Raw genomic sequence first — 23,030 nt, 5'->3', positions numbered from 1 at the left:
TCTAGCGGACTCGGGTCGCAAGGACGGCTTATCGAAAAGTCGTAGGATGGGTTGAGCGAAGCGATACCCATCGACACCATCTCCGAGGTCAAGGATGACCAACTACCGCCGCACCTTCATCCCCGGCGCCACCTACTTCTTCACCGTCAATCTCGCCGACCGGCGCACGACACTGCTGGTCGACCACATCGACCTATTGCGCGACGCAATCCGGTACACCCGGCACCGTCATCCTTTCGACATCGACGCAATGGTCGTGCTGCCGGATCACCTGCACGCACTTTGGACCTTGCCGCCAAACGATGCCGACTTTCCCTTGCGCTGGCGCCTCATCAAAACCTGGTTCTCACGCCACCTTCTCCGTGGCGAGCATCGACGCGCGAGTCGTGTCGACAAGGGCGAACGCGGCATCTGGCAACGGCGATATTGGGAGCATCTGATACGCGATGACGTCGACTTCGCGCGGCATGTGGATTACATCCACTGGAATCCGGTGAAGCATGGTCGTGCGGCGCGTGTTGTGGACTGGCCATACTCCACGTTCCATCGGTTTGTGCGCGATGGGGTGTTGGCGGAGGGGTGGGGTTGGGACGGAGATGAGGCGGGTTTCGGGGAGCGGCGGTGATGGGTATCGCTTCGCTCAACCCATCCTACGGGCTCCTACAAGCTTAAGCGGAACTCGTCTTAGACCTGAGGAAAGCTTGCATATCAAGCGAGTACGGCCCCTCTACAACAAATTCACCGTACCGCGCTTGATAATCTCGCCAGGACCGAGACAGATGACCTTCACGCCGAAAGAAAGGGTGAATCCAAACCCATTGCATAACCCAATGTGCTTCGCGCCTCCTGAACACGGCAGCCCCTACGTAGCGAACCTTCATGCCCGGCATGTCGTCAGCCGGCACATGGAAAAGATGCCCTTCATATGGGACGAATACGGGAGACTTGCTGGATTCTCTCGCGCAGAAAAGCGAGATGTCGTACTTAAGCTCCCGCTTAAAGTACTCCGCAAAGCGCTCCACGTTCCGACGCAGACCTAGCCGTGAGGCTGGGGTAACTGTCGCTGACTCAGGGAACTCGCCGGTGGGCAAGTCAAGAGAGTATTTGCTCATCGTCTTCGCCAGCGCCAAATTTCTGCGGGAGTGACGGAACATAGCCACACTTCGGACGGTCTGCGTTAGGCATCTGGAAAGCCTCCCTTTAGCCGCTCCATCGCTTCATTTCTTTTGATTTTTAGCTTATCTAGAATCTTCTTATGCTCTGATTCCGGCATGGCCAGCAATGATTGATGGACTTCAAGTGCTCCAAGCTCTGTGCGCAATAGCATTGCTCGGTCTTTTTGTTTCGTATTGAAAGCCCACCAGTCTTTTTCAGATTGAGGCTTCATGCTCCAATACTGGATTTCCGAATCACTCAGGCCTGCGAGCCATTCATCTGAATAGTCAGGCACAGGAACCATCACTACCTCCATCTTGTGAAGAATTTTGCAATCCTAATGCAATAGACAATAGTTTAGTCGTTAGCTGAAGTGGCCATCATCAGCTCCGCCGACGTCAGCACGTAGGATGGGTTGAGCGCAGCGATACCCATCATCGCGCACGATCAGACACACCCAAACGATGGGTATCGCTGCGCTCAACCCGTCCTACAAGTCAGGTCACGGCTTCTTGAAGAACAGGTGCAGGCCGGAAGCGGCAAGCCAAAGTCCGAAGAAGAGAATCACCGCGACTTCGACCAGCGCCCGAGGCCCCTCAGCGCCAGGCATCTTGGCCGTAGCGGACACCGCGATGTATCCGGTCGCTACGTACGCCATCAGCTTGCCCCACGAGACGTATGCGACAAAACCGCCCGCCCACACGAACAGCATGCCCATTATCTTGTTGTAGAAGCCATTGCCATCCTTCATGTGCATTGCAGTCCCCGAATGGCGGCGTGCGGCATCAAATGAAGTGGCGGAGAGAGTGGGATTCGAACCCACGGTAGGCTTACACCTACGGCAGTTTTCAAGACTGCTGCCTTAAACCGCTCGGCCATCTCTCCGTTGTCATTGCCCTGCCCCGGCGCTGCGCGCCGTACGGCAGTTTTACCATCGACCTGCAGTCGATGTTCGCTCCGGCCTGCGGCCTTCGCGTCAAGACGGCTGCCTTAAACCGCTCGGCCATCTCTCGGTTGTAACGCCGATGGACCTCGATCCATCCCAGCCTGCCACCCTACGCCGGCGGCACACCCCGGCCCCTTGCAGGCCGGTGCGCATTTTCGCACGAACCCCGCCGCCGTGGCTTACGAGGCCTTCTTCACCTTGCCGGCCTTGGTGTTGTCGATCGCCATCGCGATGGCCTTCTCCTTCGCCTCCGCACAGGCGCCACCGCAATCCAGCCGCGACGACTCGATCTGCTGCGGCAGGTGCTCGGCCAGGAAATCGATGAACACCCGCACCGCCGGCAACATGCCCCGGCGCGAGGCGAACACCGCGTGGCAGATGCCCTGCGGCAGGCTCCATTCCGGCAACACCACCTCCAGCTCGCCCTTGCGCACCGCGTCCGCGCACACCGTCTCAGGCAGCAGCGTGATGCCGTACCCGTCCTTCGCCATCGACTGCAGCAGCGGGAAATCGAAACCGGCCAGGCGCGGATTCAGTTCGATGCGGCGCACCTCGCCGTCCGGACCATGCAGCTCCCAGCGCTGGCGCGCCTCGTCCTCGCTGATGCTGAGGGTGACGTGCTCGGCCAGGTCTTCCGGCACCTTCGGGCGGCCGGCGCGGTTGAGGTACTTGGGACTGGCGACCAGCAGCTCCTGGATCTGGCCGAAGCTGCGCATCACCAGGCTGCCATCGTCGTCGAGCTTGGCGCGCACGCGCAGGGCCACGTCGTAGCCCTCGTTGATGATGTCGACCCGGCGATTATTGACGTGCAGTTGCAGCCGCACCTTCGGGTACTTGTCGAGGAAGGCCGGCAGGATCTTCGGCAACTGCATCTGCGCCACCGCCACCGGCACGCTGACGCGCACCACACCGCGCGGTTCCGCGCTGAGACGATCCACCACTTCGCGTGCGGCCTGGGCTTCGGCCAGCATGGTCTGCGCATGGCGATGCACGCTGGTGCCGACGTCGGTTACCGCGAAGCGGCGCGTGGAGCGCTGCAGCAGGCGCACGCCCAGGTCGGTTTCCAACTGGCTGATGCGCCGGCTCAAGCGCGACTTGGGAATACCCAGCGCCCGCTCGGCCGCAGCGAAGCCACCGTGGTCCACCACCATGGCGAAGTAATAGAGGTCGTTGAGGTCGTGCTGCATGACAATAGTTCCGCCTTTAGAACAATCAGTGACGTTAAACCACGTTTATCCCACTTATGCAACGACCTACAGTGGTCTCCAAGGCGGCGCTGGCCGCACCCGACAGGAGAACCACCGTGAAACTATTGCATATCGACAGCAGCGCGCTGGCCGCCAACTCCGTCAGCCGACAACTGACCGCCGCCATCGTAGCCCGTTGGCAGGACAGCGTGCCCGGGCTGGAGGTCACCTACCGCGACCTCGACGCCGACCCGCTGCCCCACCTGACCAATGCCGTACTGGGTGGGGGCGACGCCGCCGCCGCACAAGCCAGCGAAGCTGCCCTGCAGCAGTTCCTGGACGCCGACGTCATCGTGCTGGGTGTGCCGCGCTACAACTTCGGCGTGCCGTCCACGCTGAAGGCCTGGATCGACCGCGTGGCCGTGGCCGGCCGCACCTTCAAGTACACCGAGAACGGCCCGGTGGGCCTGGCCGGCGGCAAGCAGGTCATCGTGGCCGAGGCCAGCGGCGGCGAATACGCCGGCACCGCGATCGACTTCGTCGCCCCGTACCTGACCCAGGTGTTCAAGTTCCTGGGCATCACCGACGTGGACTTCATCCGCGCCGAGCGCGTGGCCTATTCGCCCGAGCACAAGGCGCAGGCCATCGAAGTCGCGCTGGCGAGCATTCCGGCGCCGGTGCGCCAGGCAGCCTGAGGTCCACCGCAGTCCTCTCTCCGTTCGGCCCGCGCAAGCGGGCCGTTTTCTTTGCAGCGATGGAAGGCGTGGCCGCTCGCGCGACTGCCCGAGGCGCGACGCCCGCCGCGCGCGCGTCGGAATGACAAGGCGGCACCGGTATGCTGCCGGCACTCGTCACCGTGATCCGCCGATGCCCGCCCGGAAAGCCGCCCCGGAACAGATCGACGCCGCGCAGGCGATCGCCCTGCTGCACGCCGCCGCCAGCCCCGCACACCGGGGCGGGCTGGCACGCTACGGCATTCCCGACACCCATGCGCTGGGCGTGCCCATGCGCGATATCCAGGCGCTGGGCAAGCGCATCGGGCGCCGGCACGCGCTGGCGCAGCCGCTGTGGGACAGCGGGATCTACGAGGCGCGCCTGCTGGCGGCCTTCGTTGCCGACCCCGCCCAGCTGACGACGACCCGGATGGACCGCTGGTGCCGTGCGTTCGACAACTGGGCGGTCTGCGACACGATGTGCCTGCACCTGTTCGACCGCAGCCCGCACGCGTGGACGCGTGTCGTGGCGTGGGCACGCAAGCGCGATGAGTTCCAGAAACGCGCGGCGTTCGCGCTGCTCGCCGGACTGGCCGTGCACGACAGACGGACCGGCGATGCGCCCTTCCTCGAGGGGCTGGGGCTGGTCGAGGCTGCGGCGGACGACGCGCGCAACTTCGTCAGCAAGGGCGTGAGCTGGGCGCTGCGGGCCATCGGCCACCGCAATGCCGCGCTGCATGCGGAAGCGCTCGCGCTGGCCACGCGACTGGCCGCCTCCGACGATGCGACGCGGCGCTGGATCGGCAAGGACGCCCTGCGCGACCTCACTCGCCCGCTGGTGCGCGCCAAGGTGGCGACGTCGGGCAAGGGGCGCGCGAAAAAGACTTGACACTCCCCTCTCCCTGCGCAGCGGGGAGAGGGTGCCCAACGGGCGGGTGAGGGGCGAACGGAGGCAGCATCCTGCGAGCGTCGCTGGCGGTCAACGCTCGATCACATTCGACAAACAAAACGCGATGGAGGAAAACGCGCGAAAGGCTGCCCCTCATCCGCCCTCCGGGCACCTTCTCCCCGCTCGCGGGGAGAAGGATTCAATGCGGACTCTCCGCTGGCGTGAAGAAACGACGATTCAAGCGATCCGCTCGGCCCCGCCCATGTACGGCCGCAGCGCTTCGGGCACGGTGATCGAGCCGTCTTCGTTCTGGTAGTTCTCCATCACCGCGATCAGCGCGCGGCCGACGGCGGTGCCGGAGCCGTTGAGCGTGTGCACTGGTTCGGGCTTGCCGGTGGCGGGGTTGCGCCAGCGGGCCTGCATGCGCCGGGCCTGGAAGTCCTCGCAGTTGGAGCACGAGGAGATCTCGCGGTACATGGCCTGCGACGGCAGCCAGACTTCCAGGTCGAAGGTCTTGGTGGCGCCGAAGCCCATGTCGCCGGTGCATAGCAGCATGCGGCGGTACGGCAGGCCCAGCTTCTCCAGCACGGTTTCGGCGGCGCGGGTCATGCGCTCCTGCTCGTCGTAGCTTTCGGACGGGCGCGCGATCGAGACGAGTTCCACTTTCTCGAACTGGTGCTGGCGGATCATGCCGCGCACGTCCCGGCCACCGCTGCCGGCTTCAGAGCGGAAGCACATGGAATGCGCCGTCATGCGCAGCGGCAGGCGGGCGTCGTCGAGAATCTCGTCGCGGACGATGTTGGTCAGCGGCACTTCCGAGGTCGGGATGAGGTAGCGCGTGTGCTCGCCCAACTGGGTGGCGAACAGGTCTTCCTCGAACTTCGGCAGCTGGCCGGTGCCGCGCATCGAATCGGCGTTGACGATCACCGGTACGCTGGTCTCTTCGTAACCGTGTTCGTTGGTGTGCAGGTCCAGCATGAACTGCGCGAGCGCGCGGTGCAGGCGGGCCAGCTGGCCGCGCAGCACGGTGAAGCGGGCGCCGGAGAGCTTGGCGGCGGTGTCGGCGTCGAGCCAGCCGTGGCGGGCGCCGAGTTCCACATGGTCCTTGACCGCGAAGTCGAACGTGCGCGGCGTGCCCCAGCGGTGCTGTTCGACGTTGTCGGCTTCGTCCTGGCCGACCGGGACGCTGGCGTGCGGCAGGTTGGGAATGCCCAGGGCGATGGTTTCGATCTCGCTGCGGATCTCGTCCAGCTTCACTTCCGAGGCCTTCAGCTCGTCGCCGAAGCCGGCCACTTCGGCCATCAGCGCGGACACGTCTTCGCCCTTGGCCTTGGCCTGGCCGATCGCCTTGGAACGGGTGTTGCGCAGGTTCTGCAGCTCCTCGGTACGCTTCTGCAGCTGCTTGCGGGCAGCTTCCAGGTCGGCGATGCGGGACACGTCCAGATCGAAGTTGCGGGTCTGCTTGAGGCGCTGGGCGAGTTCGGCGGGCTGGGTGCGGAGCAGGACAGGATCGAGCATGGAAACAGCAGTCTGGCGTGGGAGGCCGGCATTATCGCCCATCTGCGACCGGCTGCCCGCGCGGTTAACCCCTGCTGTGCAAGAATCGGCGCGATTCCACCGGTGATCCCCATGTCGGCCCAGCAACCGCACGACCCGCACTTCACCTTCCGCCTGCCCCGCACCGCCCTGCGCAACGCCGCCATCGCCTTCGGCATCGGCCTGCTGCTGTTCCTGATCGTGTGGTGGCTCGGCCGCGACGACGGCTTCTATACCCCCGAGGCCGCCGCGCCGGGCAAGGCGCTGCCGATCGAAGCGCTGCCCGAGCCGCTGTCCACCGGCACCGGCGCCAGCGGCATGGACGAACCGGCGCCGCGCCCCGCGGCCGAGGAGCGTCCACAACTGGTGGAAGAAAAGCCGATGCCGGTACCGGTCGCCGAAACCCCGCTGCCCGCCACGCCCGGCGATGCCCCGGCGCCCTCCGCTACCGTTCCGCTGGCCCCGGGCGATGTGCCGGTGCCGATCCCCGGCCAGACCCCCGCCCCCGAATATCCGGCCGCCGCGATGCGCAATGGCGACCAGGGCACGGTGATGGTGCGCGTGGAAGTGGGCGCAGATGGCGTGCCCACCTCCGTCGACGTCGCCGAGCGCAGCGGCTCGCGCGACCTGGACCGTGCGGCCGTCGCCGCCGTGCGCCAGTGGCGTTTCCAGCCGGCGCAGCGCGATGGCCAGCCGGTCCCCGGCGCGGTGACGGTGCCGATCGATTTCAAGATGCGGTGATGCGACGTCGGCACGGCGCAGGATGCAGCGTGGGCGCCGCCACGACGCCACCTGACTTTCGGCGCCGCTAGAGATCCGTTCGTGGTGAGCCTGTCGAACCACGCTCTTCGCGCAAGCTCCAAACGCCACGACGGCGCACATCAGCGCCAGAGTGGTTCGACAGGCTCACCACGAACGGAGGCTTGTGTCGGAGCTTCCGATACGCGATATGTTTGGCCGCAGTGCTGAAAGGCTCCGCCCATGCACGCGCCTTGCACACCGATGAACGCGTGTTTCATTAGCTGAACTCAAACCGGCGCGCTTCATCACTCGATCACGCATCGCAAACATCCTCGCGCAAAGACTCGGCACCGTTCCAACGCGGAACCCACAACGCGAAACGGAGGTTCATATGTCGATGCCCACGAACAACGAATACCGCGCCCCGGACACCGTCGAAGACAGCACGGTCGAACCGCGCCGCACCACGTCCCCCGTCCTGCTGACGCTGCTCGCTTTTGCGGTCACGGCGGGCGGCCTGATCTGGTGGAGCCAGTCGCGTGCGCCGGCTGAGGCCCCGGTGGCAACCGTGCCGGGAGCCGTGATCGGCGATGCGGCGCCCGCCGCGCCGGCAGGCGAGCGCGCCGCCACCAACCGCGAACGCGCCGAGCGTGTCGCCACGCGCCCGGCGCCGATCAGCCGCGATGCACGCCCGCTCGCGACCAACACCGAGCCGAAGTACCCGGCCTCGATGCTGCGGGCCGGCGTGGGTGGCACGGTGGTCGTGCTGGCCGAGGTGGACGCCAACGGCAATCCGATCGAGGTTCGCGTGGTCGAGCGCAGCGGCGAACGCGATCTGGACCGTGCCGCGCTGACCGCCGTGCGCCAGTGGCGCTTCGAGCCGGCCATGCGCAATGGCAAGGCCGTCGCCACCAGCGTGAAGGTGCCGGTGGACTTCACGCCGATCTAAGCACGGCACCGCTCCCGACACGGAGCTGACGAGGAAAGGAAAGGGGGCGCGGGCAGGCGCCCCCTTTTTTGTGGATGCGGCGCGAGTTGCTAGCGGCTGTTGTGGGAGCGACGTGAGTCGCGATGATGCATTCAGGACCCTTCATCGCGACTTACGTCGCTCCCACACCCAGTTTCGTGAGGCCTCAGGCGTTGCGCAGCCCGAACCCCGCCCCCGTGGCCAGCCCGTCGTAGTTCGGGAACGAGGTGGCCACGTTGGCGACATCGCCGATGCGCACCTCGCCCTTTGCGAGCTGACCCGCAATCGAGAACGCCATCGCGATGCGGTGGTCGCCATGGCTGTCCACCACCCCACCCTTCAGCTCGCCGGGGAAGATCGTCGCGCCATCCGGGGTTTCGTCGATGCGCAGCCCCAAGGCACGTAGTCCATTTGCCATGGCGGCGAGACGGTCGGATTCCTTCACCCGCAATTCCGCGGCGCCACTGACGACCGTGGGACCTTCAGCGGCCGCCGCCGCGACGAACAGCGTCGGGAACTCGTCGATCATGTCCGGCACCAGCGCCTCGGGCACGGCGATGCCACGCAGCGGCGCATGTCGCACCACGAGGTCCGCGACCGGCTCGCCGCCATGCTCGCTGGCGTTCTCCTCGCGAATGTCAGCACCCATCAGCCGCAGGGCCTGCAGCAGGCCGGTGCGGCGCGGGTTGAGGCCGACCGCGCGCAGGCGCAGCTCGGAGCCCGGGATGATGCTGGCCGCAACCAGGAAGAACGCCGCCGACGAGAAGTCCGCCGGCACCGCGATGTCCGTCGCTTTCAACCGCTGGCCGCCACGCAGCCGCGCAACGCCGGGGGAGAAATCGATGTCCACGCCGAAGGCCTTGAGCATGCGCTCGGTGTAATCGCGGGTGGGATGCGGCTCACGCACGACGGTCTCGCCCTGCGCGTACAGGCCGGCCAGCAGCACGGCCGACTTCACCTGCGCGCTGGCGACTTCCAGCGTGTAGTCGATGCCGGTGAGCGCCTGGCCGCCATGGATGCGCAGCGGCGGCAGACCACCCTCTTCCGTATCGATGCGTGCGCCCATCGTCGACAGTGGGCCGGTCACGCGGCGCATCGGCCGCTTGGAGAGGGACGCATCGCCGACCAGCACGCTGTCGAACGGTTGCGCCGCCAGCAGCCCGGCCAGCAGGCGCATGCCGGTGCCGGCGTTACCGCAGTCCAGCTCGCCATCCGCGCCCTTCAGGCCGTCCACGCCGACGCCATGCACGATGCGACGCGACGGCGAGGGGGTCTCGATACGCACGCCCAGGCGCGAAAAAATGGCGGCCGTGGCGCGGGTGTCCTCGCCTTCGAGAAAGCCGTCGATGGTCGATACGCCATCGGCCAGCGCGGCGAACATCACCGCGCGATGCGACACCGACTTGTCGCCGGGGATGTCGAGGGTGCCGCGCAAGGCGCGGCCGGTGGAGGCGATCCAGTGCTGGGTCATGGGAGCTCGTTGCGTCTTGCGAGGATAGAAGGAAGCGGACGTCTGGACGTAGGACGGGAGGTTGCCGTCATCCCGGCGAAAGCCGGGATCCATCTTGATCTTGCTGGTCCGGCAAAAGGCAACGTCAACGTGGATCCCGGCTTTCGCCGGGATGACGAATAAAGCGATACCAAGACCGGACGGGGTTCGTGACGGCTTTCAAGGCACCGCAACCGGATACGACCCCAGCACCTTGATCTGCGCCGAGTGTTGTTTCAGTTCGGCCAGGGCCAGCTTCATCGCGTCGTCGTCGATATGGCCGGCCAGGTCGATGAAGAAGCCGTACTCCCACTTGGCGTGGTGCGACGGGCGCGATTCGATGCGGTTCATGCTGATGCCGTGGCGCGCGAACGGGCTGAGCACGTCGAACAGGGCGCCTGGCTTGTCGTGGATGAAGACCAGCACCGAGGTGCGGTCGTGGCCGGACGGCGGGAACAGGCTGCGGCCGATCACCAGGAAGCGCGTGGTGTTGTCCTTGTCGTCCTGGATCGGGCTCATGACGACCTTCTTCAGGCCGTATACGTGCGCGGCGCTCTCGCCGCCGATGGCCGCCGCATCATCGTTGCCGCGCGCGCGGCGCGCGCCCTCGGCGTTGCTCGATACCGGCACCTTCTCCACCTTCGGCAGGTTCGCACGCAGCCAGCCGGCCGTCTGCGCGAAGGACTGCGGGTGTGCGTAGATGCGCTCGATGTCGTCGATACGTCCGCTGCGCGACATCAGGAACTGGTGCACGCGCAGTTCGACTTCGCCGCAGATCTTCAGGTCCGAGGTCAGGAACATGTCCAGCGTGATCTGGATGGTGCCCTGCCCCGAGTTCTCCACCGGCACCACGCCGAAATCGGCATTGCCGCTGGCCACTTCCTGGAACACTTCCTCGATGCTGGCCAGCGGCAGCCCATGCGCCGAGCGGCCGAAGTGCTTGAGCACGGCCTGCTGGCTGAAGGTGCCTTCCGGACCGAGGTAGCCGATCTTCAACGGCTCCTGCTGGGCCAGGCAGGCGGACATGATCTCGCGGAAGACGTGCACCAGCACTTCATCGCTGAGTGGGCCTTCGTTGCGGTCCACGACCATCCGCAGCACCTGCGCCTCGCGCTCGGGCCGGTAGTAGTCGACCGCGGCGGCGAGCTTGCCTTTGGCCTTGCCGACCTGGTGGGCGAAGCGCGCGCGCTCGGCGATCAGCGACTGGATCTGGCGGTCGATGCCGTCGATCTTGGCGCGGACGTCGGAGAGGGCGGGCGCGGCGGGGGTAGTGACGTCGGTTCTCTTGCCGCCGGCGGGCTTTGCGGGTTTCTTGCTGGGTTTGGAGGCCATCGGGTTTTTCCGTAATCCGGTCGCATCCCTGTGGGAGCGACGTAAGTCGCGAAGATTTACCGGTAACGCTTCATCGCGACTTACGTCGCTCCCACACCGGATCGAGAGGGATGCTTCATCCGTTGCGCTGCTGGAAATCGCGCATGAACTCCACCAGCGCCTGCGCGCCTTCCACCGGCATCGCGTTGTACAGCGAGGCACGGATGCCGCCGACCGCCTTGTGGCCTTTCAGTGCCAGCAGGCCGACCGATTTGGATTCGGCCACGAAGCGCGCGGTCAGGGTGTCGTCCGGCAGGAAGAACGGGATGTTCATCCGCGACCGCGCGGCCGCCGCCACGTCGTTGCGGTAGAAACCGCCCGAGGCGTCGATGGCGCTGTAGACCAGCGACGACTTGACGGCGTTGCGGCGGGCGAACTCGGCCACCCCGCCCTCGGCCAGCATCCACTTGAACACCAGGCCGGCCAGATACCAGTTCCAGGTCGGCGGCGTGTTGAGCATGGAGTCGCGTTCGGCGTGCGAGCGGTAGTCGAAGATGTCCGCGCGCGGCTGGCCGCTGCGCGCGAACAGGTCCTTGCGGATGATGACCACCGCCACGCCGACCGGGCCCAGGTTCTTCTGCGCGCCTGCGTAGATCACGCCGTACTTCGACACATCCAGCGGCTCGGAGGCGATGGAGGAACTGAAATCGGCGAACAGCGGCACGTCGCCGACGTCCGGTGTATCGCGGAACTCCACGCCGTGGATGGTCTCGTTGGCGGTGATGTGGACGTAGGCCGCGCCCGGCGTGAGCCGCCAGCTGTCGCGCGCGGGAATGTCGTGGAAGCCGCCGGCTTCGCCATCCGCGGCGATGTTGACGGTGCAGTACGGCTTGGCCTGCTTGATCGCGGTCTTGCCCCAGTGGCCGGTCACCACGTAGTCGACCACCTGGCCGGGCGCCGCGAAATTCAGCGCCAGCAGGGCCTGGTGGGTGGTCGCGCCACCGGAGAGGAACAGCACCGCGTAGTCATCGGGAATGCCGACGAGCGCGCGCAGGTCGGCCTCGGCCTGTGCCGCCACCGCGATGAAATCCTGGCTGCGGTGGCTGATCTCCACGATGGACGCGCCGATGCCGTTCCAGTCGAGCATCTCGGCCTGGGCCTGCCGCAGGACGGATTCGGGCAACGTCGCCGGGCCGGCACTGAAGTTGAACGCGCGCGTCATGGGGCACCTGAACAAGAAGGGCCGTAGTATGCCGCAGCGCATCAGTTGCAGGGGCAACCAGCGCCGGGCGCATCCTTTTCTTCATCGCTGGCGTACTACCTTGTATGCGCCCGGCCGGTGAACCAATGCCGCATGCCCGGGTCGAACCACCGCCCTCCGAGGAAACCCTTCCATGTCCTTGCGCGATGTCCTGCGGATTCCCGCCTCCCACGTCACCGACGAGCGTGTCTATCTGGAGCGTCGCCGCCTGCTGCAGGCCTTCGCCGCCGCACCCGCACTGGCCTTGGCCGGTTGCGCCGAGGCCGAACCCCCGCCGCCGCCGAAGATCACGGTGACGCCGGAACAGGCGCGGTCCGGCTTCCGCACCACCGAGACGCTGACCCGGTTCGAGGATGTCAGCACGTACAACAACTTCTACGAGTTCGGCACCGGCAAGGCCGACCCGTCCAACGCGCGCAAGACCCTGAAGACCTCGCCGTGGTCGGTGGTGGTGGGCGGCGAATGCGCCAAGCCCGGCAAGATCGCGCTGGAGGACCTGATCAAGGGGCTCACGCCCGAGGAGCGCATCTACCGCCTGCGCTGCGTGGAGGGCTGGTCGATGGTGATCCCGTGGCTGGGCGTGCCGCTGGGCGACGTGTTGAAGAAGTTCCAGCCCACGTCCAAGGCCAAGTACGTGGCCTTCACCACGCTAGCCGATCCGGTGCAGATGCCGGGGGTGCGTTACCGCTCGATCAACTGGCCCTACCGCGAAGGCCTGCGCATCGACGAGGCCATGCATCCGCTGACCCTGCTGGCGACCGGCCTGTACGGCAAGCCGCTGCCGCAACAGAACGGTGCGCCGCTGCGGCTGGTGGTGCCGTGGAAGTACGGCTTCAAGAGCATCAAGTCGATCGTGGAGATCAAGTTCGTCGAGAAGATGCCCGAGACCGCCTGGCACGACCTGCAGCCCTCGGAGTACGGGTTCTTCTCCAACGTCAATCCGAACGTCGACCATCCGCGCTGGAGCCAGAAGACCGAGCGGCGCATCGCCGGCACGCAGAGCAAGCTGTTCGCCGAACGCATCCCCACGCGTGCGTTCAACGGCTATGCCGACCAGGTGGCGTCGCTGTACACCGGCATGGACCTGAAGAAGTGGTATTGAGCGCGCGTCCGGAGAACGCGTGCTGCGGCTGTGCGGGGGGTGGCATGGCAACGCCGTTCGCGGTCCGCGTGGGGTGCCCTGTCACCCGGGTATGGCAGGGGTGAGCGCCCACTCCGTTCGTGGTGAGCTTCAACTCATTGCGTGATGATTTCCCATTCCGCTCGTGGTGAGCCTGTCGAACCACGCTTTTCGAGGCCGACGCTCAGGCTTTCCGCCAAGAGCGTGGTTCGACAAGCTCACCACGAACGGGACCTCGACAAGCTCACCACGAACGGGACCTCGACAGGCTCACCCGGCACGGAGCCTCGACAGGCTCACCACGAACGGCTCCTCGACGGCTCACCACGGACGGCTTCTCGACGGGTTCGGCACGAAGGGCGCTGGGACGGGGCCACCACCCTCGGCACCCGGACCCGCAGCCGCCGACGTCGTCCCTCTCCTGACATCATCCCTTTCCGATACCGACACCGATCCCATCCCGCATGCCCAAGACCTCCCCGCGCCTGATCGCCGCCAAGACCCTGGTCCATGCGCTTGCGCTGACCCCGCTGGCCATCCTGGCCTGTCAGTTCTACGACGTCTGGCAGCACGGCAGCGATGCGCTGGGGGCCGATCCGGTGGCGGAAATCGAGCATCGCACCGGGCTGTGGGCGCTGCGGATGCTGATGATCGCGCTGGCCATCACGCCGTTGCGCCAGCTGACCGGGCAGTCCGTGCTGCTGCGCTTCCGGCGCATGCTGGGGCTGTACGCGTTCTTCTACGCCAGCCTGCACTTGGCCGTGTATCTGGGCCTGGACCTGCGCGGCTACTGGACGCAGATCTTCGAGGAGATCGTCAAGCGGCCCTACATCACCGTCGGTTTCGCCGCCTGGCTGCTGCTGGTGCCGCTGGCCATCACCTCGACGCAGGGCTGGATGCGCCGGCTCGGCCGCCGCTGGGGCCAGTTGCACAAACTCGTCTACGCCATCGGCGTGCTGGCGGTGCTGCACTTCTGGTGGCTGGTGAAGTCGGACATCCGCGAGCCGCTGCTGTATGCCGCCATCCTGGCGGTCCTGCTCGGCTGGCGTGTCTGGAAGAAGTTCAGCCCGCGCCGAACAGCAGCAGCGCGCTGAGCGCGCCCGCCATCAGCAGCGCCGCCAGCAACAGCCAGGGCCAGCGCAGCATCGACGAGGCCGGCCGGGTCGGCGTGGCGCCGTCTACGGGCGTGGTGCCGGCGTCGTCCATCGGGGCGGCATCCTCCAGTTTCGCGCTGGGCGCCCACGGCACTTCGAGCACGAAGCGATGCTGGGCATCGAACACGATCTGGTCGCCGGCCACCAGCAATGCGTCACGCACGGGCACGCCGTTCACCCGCGTCCCCTCCACCGATCCCAGATCGCGCAGCAGCACGCGCTCGCCGCGCAGCTCCAGGCGCGCATGCCGTTCGGCGAAGCCGGGGTCGTCGATGCGGATGTGGGCATCGCGGGCGCGGCCCACCACGCGCGGCTGCTCCAGCGACACGCTCTTGCCGTGGTACTTGCCGCCCAGGCCACGCAGGACCACCCGCATGTCGCCCTGGCCGGCATCACTGTCGCGCAGGTCGGCCGCCGATGCGTAGCCGGATTGCAGCAGCAATTCCACGCCTTCCACGAACACCGCGTCGCCGGGCCGCAACACCGCCATGCGCCTGACCGGGCGGCCATTGATGTGCACGCCACGCATGCCGTTCGCCACCTGCAGCCACAGGCCACGCCGGTCCACGCAGATCTGCGCGAGCAGCGCGCCCTGCAGGGCGTCCCCGACGCCGATCGTGCCGGTGGCCTCGCGCACGATGCGGTGCACACCGGTGGTGAGCGGCCGGTCCGGCGCGGGGCGGTTGCTGAAATGAAGTCTGAGGTTCTGCACGCGACGGGAGCCTAGCAGGTTGGCGTGGGACCGGCAGCCCCGGCTTGGCATCTTCACGCGTCGCCGCGCAGAATGGCGGCCCGTCACCGGAGCCCGCGCATGGCCAGCATCGATATCCAGCACCCGCATTCCAAGACGCCCGCGCAGGCGCGCAAGGCCGTCGAAGGCGTGGCCAAGAAACTGGCCGAGCGCTTCGACATGGAGTACGGCTGGGACGGCGACACGCTGAAATTCAGCCGCTCCGGCGTGGACGGCACCATCGCCCTGCTCGCCGACAAGCTGCGGGTCACCGCCAACCTGGGCTTCCTGCTCTCGGCGATGAAGGGGCCGATCGAAGCCGAGATCCGCCGGGTGCTGAGCGAGAAGTTCGACTAGGGCTCAGTCGCGGAACGGATCCGGGTCGGAGGCGAACAGCCGGCGCGATACCGCACGTTCCGCACGCTCGATGTCGCGCACGAACGCCTTGCCATCGCCAAGGGCGGCGAAGGCAGCGAAACCCCGCTCCAGGAATCCCTGCAGCTCGCCCAGACCGGTCGCCTTGGCCGGTCCGCGCGACAGCTTGAGCAGCGTGGCCACGCCCGGCGTCTTCACCGCCCGCGCCAGGCCCACACCGACCTCCGCGATCAGGTCGATCTGGTGCCCGCGCAGGCGCGGCAGGCCCACCTCACGATAGGCCTTGCCGTACAGGTCGGCGTCCAGCTTGCGGCGGTTCGGCGCCAGCCGGTGCAGCGCCTCGGCCATGCGCATGTCCAGGGCATGGGTCAGCACGCCCAGTTCGATGCCATGGGCGACGGTTTCCAATACGGCACCGGGCAGCAGGCGCTGCATCATCGGCATCACCTTGGCGACGTTGGCGTCGCGCCCGCTGAAGTCGTGGTCGCCGTAGACGTCGGTGAGGAAGAACATCGCCGCCGCGCGCCGCTTCGGGTCGTTCAGGAAATGCGCGAAGCTGGCTTCCAGCCGCGCCGCCTGCCAGCGCCGGACCTCGGGCAGCCAGCGCAGCCGGTTGCGCGGCTCGTGGTCGGGGTCGTGCGCGGCCTGGTGCCAGGCCAGGCGCCTGCCCACGCGTTCTATCAACGGATTTGCTCGGGCCATGGTCGCCATGATCCGGACCGGGTGCGACCACCGCAACCCGGCGACCGGTCGGCTACACTCGGGCGGCAAGGTCACCACGGGTAGTACATGCTTTCGATCCACAGCGCGCGGCAACGGGGCCACAACGGCAAGATCGGGCTGGCCATCGCCGGCGGCGGACCCATCGGCGGGATGTACGAACTGGGCGCACTGCGTGCGCTGGATGAAGCGCTGGACGGTCTGGACCTGACCCGGATGGATTGCTACGTGGGCGTCAGCTCGGGGGCTTTCCTGGCTGCCGGACTGGCCAACCGGATGGGCACGGCCGAGATGTGCCGCATCTTCATCACCGGCACCAGCGACGATGCCGAATTCCGTCCCGAGACCTTCCTGCGACCCAATGTGGGCGAATACCTGCGGCGGGCGGCCACCCTGCCGGGGCTGTATGCCGACTGGCTGTCGCGGCTGATGCGCAATCCCCGCCGCGCCACGCGCTGGTCGGACCTGTTCCTGCGCTTCGGCGGTCTGGTGCCCACCGGCATCTTCGACAACGAGGAAGTGGAGCGCTTCCTGCGCGACATCTTCAACCGGCGCGGCCGCAGCAACGATTTCCGCACGCTGGACGCCGACCTGTTCGTGGTGGCGGTGGACCTGGACAGCGGCGAGACGGTGCGCTTCGGCGAGGAAGGCTGGGACGACATTCCCATCTCGCGCGCCGTGCAGGCCAGTTCCGCACTGCCCGGCCTGTACCCGCCGGTGGAGATAGGCGGCCGGCATTTCCTCGACGGCGCCCTGCGCCGCACGATGCATGCGAGCACGGTACTGGACCGCGGCATCGACCTGATGATCGGCATCAACCCGCTGGTGCCGTTCGATGCCAACCAGGCCACGCCGCAGGCGGACGAGGCCGAACAGGTCGGGCTGGCCAGCGGCGGACTGCCGGCCGTGCTGTCGCAGACGCTGCGCACGCTGCTGCAGTCGCGCATGCAGATCGGCATGGAAAAGTATCCGCACCGTTACCCGGACATCGACCAGTTGGTGTTCGAGCCCAACGCCGACGACAGCGAGCTGTTCTTCACCAACCTCTTCAGCTTCTCCTCGCGCCACCGCGTCTGCCAACTGGCCTACCGCAACACGCTGGCGGACCTGCGCAAGCGCGCCGCGGTGCTCAAGCCGATGCTGGCCGCGCACGGCATCCGCTACAACGAGGACATCGTCAACGACCGCCACCGTTCCATCCTCGATGGGCTGGACGTCATGCCGCGCATGACCGAAACCACCGCCCGACTGCGTCGCGCGCTGGACGACGTGGACCAGTTGGTATCGCGCCGCCGGGCCGCCCGCCGCACGTGATCCGCTCACGGCGGCCTCACCGGCTGGTGTGAAAACTCTAGACGCGGCGTCGATTCTGGCCCGCACTCACCCCTTCATCCAACGACGGAACGCCATGGCCACGCTGAAGAAATCCGCACGCAAGAAGACCGCTTCCGCTTCCAAGAACGAGGACCTGCAGGCGCAGGCCGAACAGATGTCCAAGCGCCTGGGCGAATCGGCGCAGCAGGTGTGGCTGGCCGGCGTGGGTGCCTTCGGGCGGGCGCAGGCCGAAGGCACCAAGCTGTTCGAAACGCTGGTGAAGGAAGGCCTGTCACTGGAACACCTCACGCGCAAGGCCGCCGGCGGCAAGGCCCAGGCCATGCGTGACGCGGTCGAGACCACGGTCGGCCAGGCGCGCGAGCGCGCCTCAGATACCTGGGACCGCCTGGAGAAGGTCTTCGAGGAGCGCGTGCACCGTGCCCTGCGCCGTCTGGAAGTCCCCAGCCGCGAGGATCTCTCCGCACTGATCGATCGCGTGGATGCGCTGAATGCCGAACTGCGCAAGCTCGGCGGTGCGCCGGCGGCCAAGACGGCCCGCACCGCGCGTCCGCGCAAGGCCGCCAGCGTCAAGAAATCGACGCCCGCAGCGAAGAAAACGCCCGCGAAACGTGCACCGCGCAAGAAGGCTGCACCATAAGGTTGCACACGGTTTTTCAAGCGCTTTTCTGAATAAAAATTTGTTGCGCGGCAACATCGAATGACGTAACAATCATTCCGCCCGCCAGTCCATCGAAGTTCGTTTGCTCCCCTCCCCTTACGGCTTCGGACTGGCGGGCGCTTCCTCGGCCTGCCGCCCCCCTGTTCCCATCGAACACAGACACGTACAGGGGCGGCCCGGTAGAATCGCGGGTCTAATAACAACAACGCATCCGCGACGCATGTCCATCTGGCTCATCGGCTTGGCCGTCACCATTGTGAGCGGCACCGCCGCCACGGTTTATCTCTGGCTGATCCGCCGCCCCCACGACGAAATGTCGTATGGACTGCACGCACTGTCCGGACTGCGCTGGCGCGAATTTTCCAAGCTCGTGCTGGCCGCGATGGAACGCCGGGGCCTGGTGGAGGCGACGCCGGACCAGCAGGATTCGCGCGAACCGCAGTCGACCTTCGTGCTCGCCCGGGGCGAAGAACGCTGGTTGCTGTCCTGCAAGCATGGTTCGGCCTACCGCATCGCCGCGGCACCGGTACAGGAGCTGGCGGCCAGCATCCGCCTGGGCGCCGCACGTGGCGGCATCCTTGCCACCGAAGGCAAGGTCGAGAAGGAAGGTCGCGACGCCGCGCAGGGCACCAGCATCGAACTGCTCGACGGCCCCCGCCTGTGGCCGGAAGTGCGTTTCCTGATCGAGCCCGCCCTGCGTGAGCAGATCGCCCACTACGCCACCAGCCGCGCCAAGCGCCATACGGGCATCTCATGGCTGGGCGCGGTGACCCTGGGCGCGTTGGCGATGGCCGTCTGGTCGAACGCCTACCCCACGGTCCGCGAGGACGCAGAACCCGCCTCTGCCGCCACCATGGCACGCCCTGCCCCGGCGGCGGCACCGGCGACGCCCGCCGTTCCGCAGGAAAGCTTCCGCGAACCCACCCAGGAAGAACTGGAAGCGCAGATGCGCGATGTCCTCAAGGCGCTGTCGAAGACACCCGGCATCACCCGCGGCGTCTGGCAGACCAAGCTGACACTGAGCGTCGACCGCACGGCCAGCGAGAAGGAGATCTGGCCGTGGATCTGTCTGGAGCTGGAACGCTACCCCGCCCTCCGCGCGAGCCGCGTACAGCTCAATCCGCCGCCGGGCAGCAGCGAGCCGGTGCGCTGGCGCCAGTGCAAGACGATGTGATGCCGCCGCGACACTCCGTCGCTGTGCACCGGGGCAGCGCTGCAGGATGATCCTGCCGCCGTCGCCCCACCTCCCGATCCGATGAACGATCCAGCTGCTCCCACGCCTTACGCCCGCATCGGCGGCGAAGCCGGCCTGCGCCGGATGACCCAGCGCATGTATGCGCTGATGGACACGTTGCCGGAAGCCGCCGCGGTGCGCGCGCAGCATCCGATCTCCCTCGACGGCAGCGAGCAGAAGCTGTTCGAGTTCCTCAGTGGCTGGCTCGGCGGGCCGCCGTTGTTCACGCAGAAGCACGGCGCCCCGATGCTGCGCGCCCGCCACCTGCCCTTCCGGATCGGCATGGAGGAAGCCAGCGGCTGGCTGGCCTGCTTCCATGGCGCGATGGTCGAGACGATCGAAGACGCGGAACTGCGCGAGTTCCTGTGGTCGAGGATCGAACCGCTGGCGCTGCATATGCGGAACCTGCAGGCGGTGCCACTACGGTGGGCGGACACCCAGGATGCGTAGAGCGGAGCTTGCTTCGCTGTCTTCAGTGAAAGCAGACAATCTCACGAGCATCCGGATCTCTTGCCGGCGCGACCTCAAGAACCTGAAAGAGCTCTTCTTTCGGCTCGACCCCACGCAGATCACGCATAGCAGGGATACCGTACAGTCGCCCATCCTCACAGACTAGCATCGCGTTCTTGCGGCTCAGGAGAAGCATGCGAGACGCTTCCATTTCCGGATCGAACTTCGGCCACTTGCGGACCAATAGCCTCAATTGTTCACGCTGTAACGCAGAAAGTCGCTGTGTGTACCGTGCCCTGTAGACGCCATTCAATATATAGCCGCTGCTCTCAGCCCCTTCATAAGTTGCCAATCCAGCAGGCTGGATGCGCGCTTGGATGCTTCCTCCAACATCGCATCTGAGGTATGCCATCGAAATCAGCAGCTCTCCTGGAGTGCAGTCAAGCCGCATCGGCGCTAAGCCCATGATGTCGCGCAACGTGCGAACACCCTCACCCGAACCAATGGCCTGCGATTCGATTGCTAGCTGCTGACTCAGCTGCCGACTCTGAGTAGCTCGGTAAACGTAAAACCCAAGAAGAAGTACCGCGACCAGCACAGCCATACAGCTCGCGAGCTTTAATACTCTTTGGCCCACGACCATGATGCCACCCCGCCTACCAGTGCACACCCCGCATCAGCGACGCAAACGCGATCTGCTCCTGGCTGGGCGCTGATTCCTTCAGCGCCTTGCGGTCGCCCTTGGCGGCGGCCGAATCCGGGAACAGCTCGAAGGCCGTGTTCATCACCACTTCGTAGGCCTTCGGCGCGACCGCATTGATCAGCGCGGCGAAGATGCCCAGGCGGGTGGCGATGCGGCTCGGCTTCTCGATGATCGCCTTGACCAGCAGGTCGGCCGCTTCCTCCGGCGACAGCGTCGGCACGCTGTCGTACATCTTGGTGGGCGCGATCATCGGCGTCTTCACCAGCGGCATGTTGATGGTGGTGAAGCTGATGCCCTTGCCCGACAGTTCGCCCTGCGCGCAGCGGCTGAACGCGTCCAGCGCCGCCTTCGATGCCACATACGCCGAAAAACGCGGCGAATTGGCCAGCACGCCGATCGAACTGATGTTGATGATGTGACCCTTGCGGCGCTCGGTCATCTTCGGCAGGAAGCCCATGATCAGGCGGATGCTGCCGAAATAGTTCAGCTGCATCGTGCGCTCGAAATCATGGAAGCGGTCGTAGCTCGCCTCGATGGAACGGCGGATCGAGCGCCCCGCGTTGTTGATCAGGATGTCGACATGCCCGTGCTCGTCCAGCACCGTCTTCACCAGCCGGTCGCAGTCGGCCATGTCGGCCAGGTCGGCGGTATACGCGAACACCTTGCCGCCCGCCTTCTTCATGTCGTCGCGGGCCTTGAACAGTTCCTCTTCGCCGCGCGCCACGATGATGGTGGTCGCGCCGGCTTCCGCCACGCGCTGCGCGGTGGACAGGCCGATGCCGGACGAACCGCCGGTGATGACGACGACCTTGTTGCGCACCTTGCCCTTCAGCGTGCGGTCGACGAACAGGTCCGGATCGAGGTGGCGCTCCCAGTAGTCCCACAGGCGCCAGGCATAGTCCTCCAGCCGTGGCACGGCGATGCCGGTGCCCTTCAGCGCACGCTCGGTCTCGCGGCTGTCGAAGCGCGTGGGATAGGTGATGAACTTCAGCACCTCCTTCGGGATCTTGAAATCGCGCAGCAGCATGCCGATGAAGCGCCGCACCGGCGGCAGGTTGCCGACCGCCGTGCGGATGCCGCCGGGCACGAAGGCGAACATGCGCGCATCCAGGCGCATGGTCATTTCGGGTGCGTGGCCGGCACGGGCGAAGGTGTTCAGCACTTCACCCACGCGCATCGGTTCCGGATCGGTCAGGTGGAAGGTATGGCCGTCGAGCTTCGGCTTGTGCGCGATGTGGTCCATCGCATCGGCCACGAAATCCACCGGCACGATGTTGATGCGCCCGCCCTCGATGCCGAGCACGGGCATCCACGGCGGCAGCAGTTCGCGCAGTTTCTTGATCAGGGTGAAGAAGTAGTACGGACCGTCGATCTTGTCGATCTCGCCGGTCTTCGAGTGGCCCACCACCATGCCGGGACGGTAGATGCGCCACTTGGTGCGCGTCTCGGCGCGGACCAGGCCCTCGGAATCGTGCTTGGTGCGCAGGTAGGGATCGTCCAGGCCCTCGGCTTCCTCGAACATGTCCTCGCGGAAGATGCCCGGATACAGACCGGCGGCGGCGATGGAGCTGGTGTGGTGGAAGCAGCCGGCCTTCAGCGCGGCGGCCAGGTCCAGCGCATGCTGGGTGCCGTCGATGTTGGCGGCCTGCTGCGCTTCGCGGGTGGCGGTCAGGTCGTAGACGGCGGCCAGGTGGAAGAAATGCTTCACCTTGCCGCCCAGTGCGCGCAACTGCGCCGGTGTCAGGCCGCACTTGGGCTTGGTCATGTCGCCATGCACCACGGACACGCGCTTCATGTCCCAGCCGGCCTTCTTGGCGATGGCGTCGAACTTCTTCTGCGAGTCCTTGCGGACCAGCACATGGACCGTCCCGCTGCGCTTGAGGAGGTTGCCGACCAGATAGCGGCCAATGAATCCCGTGGCGCCCGTGACGAAATAGCTCATGACGACCCAATCCTCGAGTTGTGTGGGCAAGCCCCTCCGACCGCCCTGCGGGCTAACTTGCCAGAGCGGCCCAGATTCGACAATCCCGTCACGGATTGACCGCCCCCACCACCCGTGGTGTGATGGCCCCGATCACTGGGAGGGATCATCCATGGCAGATCTGAAGAACGCGTTCGAGCAGGCATCCAAGGACATCCAGACGCTGTCGGAGCGCCCGGACAACGACACCCTGCTACGCCTGTACGGGCTGTACAAACAGGGTGCGGAAGGTGATGTGAAAGGCGACAAGCCCGGTTTCTTCGACTTCGTCGGCACCGCCAAGTACGAAGCCTGGGCCAAGCTCAAGGGCACCGCCCAGGAGGATGCGCAGAAGAAATACGTGGACCTGGTGAAGAAGTTGCTGGCCTGAGACGC

The 23,030-nt window shown here is 66.3% G+C and carries 24 protein-coding genes and 1 tRNA gene; 13 read left to right on the top strand and 12 right to left on the bottom strand.

Annotation, left to right across the window (positions count from 1 at the left end):
* Positions 1–94: 94 nt before the first annotated feature.
* Entirely contained in the window at positions 95–625 is a 531-nt protein-coding gene (locus tag ASD77_RS16840) for a transposase (protein WP_055944643.1), read from the top strand.
* A 552-nt stretch (positions 626–1,177) separates the two neighbouring features.
* On the opposite strand, the gene ASD77_RS18255 is transcribed toward ASD77_RS16840, so the two are convergent.
* The 4 genes from ASD77_RS18255 to ASD77_RS16825 form a co-directional block, all read right to left on the bottom strand.
* Positions 1,178–1,459 (bottom strand): hypothetical protein, encoded by a 282-nt coding sequence (locus ASD77_RS18255; protein WP_156383706.1) that lies wholly within the window; start codon positions 1,457–1,459, stop codon positions 1,178–1,180.
* 198 nt (positions 1,460–1,657) lie between these two features.
* Complete coding sequence (locus tag ASD77_RS16835; protein ID WP_235578569.1) at positions 1,658–1,906, bottom strand: hypothetical protein; 249 nt, start codon at positions 1,904–1,906, stop codon at positions 1,658–1,660.
* A 44-nt stretch (positions 1,907–1,950) separates the two neighbouring features.
* Positions 1,951–2,040: transfer RNA gene (locus ASD77_RS16830), tRNA-Ser, on the bottom strand.
* A gap of 240 nt (positions 2,041–2,280) precedes the next feature.
* Complete coding sequence (locus ASD77_RS16825) at positions 2,281–3,288, bottom strand: LysR family transcriptional regulator (protein WP_055944637.1); 1,008 nt, start codon at positions 3,286–3,288, stop codon at positions 2,281–2,283.
* A gap of 116 nt (positions 3,289–3,404) precedes the next feature.
* Here ASD77_RS16825 and ASD77_RS16820 point away from each other — a divergent pair, with 116 nt between their 5' ends.
* Entirely contained in the window at positions 3,405–3,983 is a 579-nt protein-coding gene (locus tag ASD77_RS16820) for an NAD(P)H-dependent oxidoreductase (RefSeq protein ID WP_055945103.1), read from the top strand.
* A gap of 172 nt (positions 3,984–4,155) precedes the next feature.
* Positions 4,156–4,890, top strand: coding sequence for a DNA alkylation repair protein (locus ASD77_RS16815; RefSeq protein WP_082563393.1), 735 nt, complete (start codon positions 4,156–4,158; stop codon positions 4,888–4,890).
* A gap of 237 nt (positions 4,891–5,127) precedes the next feature.
* On the opposite strand, the gene serS is transcribed toward ASD77_RS16815, so the two are convergent.
* Positions 5,128–6,408 carry a serine--tRNA ligase gene (serS, locus tag ASD77_RS16810; protein ID WP_055944634.1) on the bottom strand — a complete coding sequence of 427 codons (1,281 nt, stop codon included), beginning with the start codon at positions 6,406–6,408 and terminating at the stop codon, positions 5,128–5,130.
* Positions 6,409–6,519: 111 nt separating this feature from the next.
* On the opposite strand from serS, the gene ASD77_RS16805 reads away from it, so the two are divergent.
* Both ASD77_RS16805 and ASD77_RS16800 read left to right on the top strand, forming a co-directional pair.
* Entirely contained in the window at positions 6,520–7,167 is a 648-nt protein-coding gene (locus ASD77_RS16805; RefSeq protein WP_055944631.1) for an energy transducer TonB, read from the top strand.
* A gap of 391 nt (positions 7,168–7,558) precedes the next feature.
* Complete coding sequence (locus tag ASD77_RS16800) at positions 7,559–8,116, top strand: energy transducer TonB (RefSeq protein ID WP_055944628.1); 558 nt, start codon at positions 7,559–7,561, stop codon at positions 8,114–8,116.
* Positions 8,117–8,300: 184 nt separating this feature from the next.
* On the opposite strand, the gene aroA is transcribed toward ASD77_RS16800, so the two are convergent.
* The 3 genes from aroA to serC all read right to left on the bottom strand — a co-directional run bounded on the left by aroA (position 8,301) and on the right by serC (position 12,156).
* On the bottom strand, positions 8,301–9,605 hold the full coding sequence (aroA, locus tag ASD77_RS16795) for a 3-phosphoshikimate 1-carboxyvinyltransferase (RefSeq protein WP_055944625.1): 1,305 nt from the start codon (positions 9,603–9,605) through the stop codon (positions 8,301–8,303).
* Positions 9,606–9,803: 198 nt separating this feature from the next.
* Positions 9,804–10,955, bottom strand: coding sequence for a prephenate dehydratase (gene pheA / locus ASD77_RS16790; RefSeq protein ID WP_055944622.1), 1,152 nt, complete (start codon positions 10,953–10,955; stop codon positions 9,804–9,806).
* Between the two features lie 115 nt (positions 10,956–11,070).
* Positions 11,071–12,156 carry a phosphoserine transaminase gene (gene serC, locus ASD77_RS16785; RefSeq protein WP_055944619.1) on the bottom strand — a complete coding sequence of 362 codons (1,086 nt, stop codon included), beginning with the start codon at positions 12,154–12,156 and terminating at the stop codon, positions 11,071–11,073.
* Between the two features lie 172 nt (positions 12,157–12,328).
* Between serC and msrP the strand changes: the two genes are divergently transcribed.
* Both msrP and msrQ read left to right on the top strand, forming a co-directional pair.
* Positions 12,329–13,297: a protein-methionine-sulfoxide reductase catalytic subunit MsrP gene (msrP, locus tag ASD77_RS16780; RefSeq protein WP_055944616.1), complete on the top strand. Its 969-nt coding sequence runs from the start codon at positions 12,329–12,331 to the stop codon at positions 13,295–13,297.
* Positions 13,298–13,779: 482 nt separating this feature from the next.
* A complete protein-coding gene (msrQ, locus tag ASD77_RS16775) occupies positions 13,780–14,409 on the top strand; it encodes a protein-methionine-sulfoxide reductase heme-binding subunit MsrQ (RefSeq protein ID WP_055944612.1) in 630 nt (209 codons plus the stop codon).
* Here the strand turns inward: msrQ and ASD77_RS16770 are convergent.
* Positions 14,378–15,181, bottom strand: coding sequence for an FHA domain-containing protein (locus tag ASD77_RS16770; protein WP_055944609.1), 804 nt, complete (start codon positions 15,179–15,181; stop codon positions 14,378–14,380). The genes msrQ and ASD77_RS16770 overlap by 32 nt on opposite strands.
* A 99-nt stretch (positions 15,182–15,280) precedes the next feature.
* Here ASD77_RS16770 and ASD77_RS16765 point away from each other — a divergent pair, with 99 nt between their 5' ends.
* Positions 15,281–15,556 carry a polyhydroxyalkanoic acid system family protein gene (locus ASD77_RS16765; RefSeq protein ID WP_055944607.1) on the top strand — a complete coding sequence of 92 codons (276 nt, stop codon included), beginning with the start codon at positions 15,281–15,283 and terminating at the stop codon, positions 15,554–15,556.
* A gap of 3 nt (positions 15,557–15,559) precedes the next feature.
* On the opposite strand, the gene ASD77_RS16760 is transcribed toward ASD77_RS16765, so the two are convergent.
* Positions 15,560–16,276 (bottom strand): hypothetical protein, encoded by a 717-nt coding sequence (locus ASD77_RS16760; protein ID WP_055945098.1) that lies wholly within the window; start codon positions 16,274–16,276, stop codon positions 15,560–15,562.
* 87 nt (positions 16,277–16,363) lie between these two features.
* Here ASD77_RS16760 and ASD77_RS16755 point away from each other — a divergent pair, with 87 nt between their 5' ends.
* The 4 genes from ASD77_RS16755 to ASD77_RS16740 all read left to right on the top strand — a co-directional run bounded on the left by ASD77_RS16755 (position 16,364) and on the right by ASD77_RS16740 (position 19,971).
* The gene (locus tag ASD77_RS16755) at positions 16,364–17,608 is read left to right on the top strand and encodes a patatin-like phospholipase family protein (RefSeq protein ID WP_055944604.1); all 1,245 of its coding nucleotides are present in this window, start codon (positions 16,364–16,366) and stop codon (positions 17,606–17,608) included.
* Positions 17,609–17,702: 94 nt separating this feature from the next.
* On the top strand, positions 17,703–18,266 hold the full coding sequence (locus ASD77_RS16750; RefSeq protein ID WP_055944601.1) for a phasin family protein: 564 nt from the start codon (positions 17,703–17,705) through the stop codon (positions 18,264–18,266).
* Between the two features lie 241 nt (positions 18,267–18,507).
* Entirely contained in the window at positions 18,508–19,461 is a 954-nt protein-coding gene (locus ASD77_RS16745) for a restriction endonuclease (protein WP_055944598.1), read from the top strand.
* A gap of 81 nt (positions 19,462–19,542) precedes the next feature.
* Positions 19,543–19,971: a group II truncated hemoglobin gene (locus tag ASD77_RS16740; protein WP_055944595.1), complete on the top strand. Its 429-nt coding sequence runs from the start codon at positions 19,543–19,545 to the stop codon at positions 19,969–19,971.
* A 22-nt stretch (positions 19,972–19,993) separates the two neighbouring features.
* Here the strand turns inward: ASD77_RS16740 and ASD77_RS18250 are convergent, their stop codons facing one another.
* Together ASD77_RS18250 and ASD77_RS16735 are read right to left on the bottom strand one after the other, a co-directional pair.
* Complete coding sequence (locus ASD77_RS18250) at positions 19,994–20,575, bottom strand: hypothetical protein (protein WP_156383705.1); 582 nt, start codon at positions 20,573–20,575, stop codon at positions 19,994–19,996.
* 52 nt (positions 20,576–20,627) lie between these two features.
* On the bottom strand, positions 20,628–22,616 hold the full coding sequence (locus ASD77_RS16735) for an SDR family oxidoreductase (protein WP_055944592.1): 1,989 nt from the start codon (positions 22,614–22,616) through the stop codon (positions 20,628–20,630).
* Between the two features lie 151 nt (positions 22,617–22,767).
* Between ASD77_RS16735 and ASD77_RS16730 the strand changes: the two genes are divergently transcribed.
* Positions 22,768–23,025 (top strand): acyl-CoA-binding protein, encoded by a 258-nt coding sequence (locus tag ASD77_RS16730; protein WP_055944589.1) that lies wholly within the window; start codon positions 22,768–22,770, stop codon positions 23,023–23,025.
* The last annotated feature ends 5 nt before the right edge of the window (positions 23,026–23,030 follow it).

The sequence above is a fragment of the Pseudoxanthomonas sp. Root65 genome (genome assembly GCF_001427635.1).
GTDB lineage: Bacteria > Pseudomonadota > Gammaproteobacteria > Xanthomonadales > Xanthomonadaceae > Pseudoxanthomonas_A.
The sequence above is the reverse complement of the archived record's forward strand: the minus strand, read 5'-3'. Positions and strand labels throughout refer to the sequence as shown.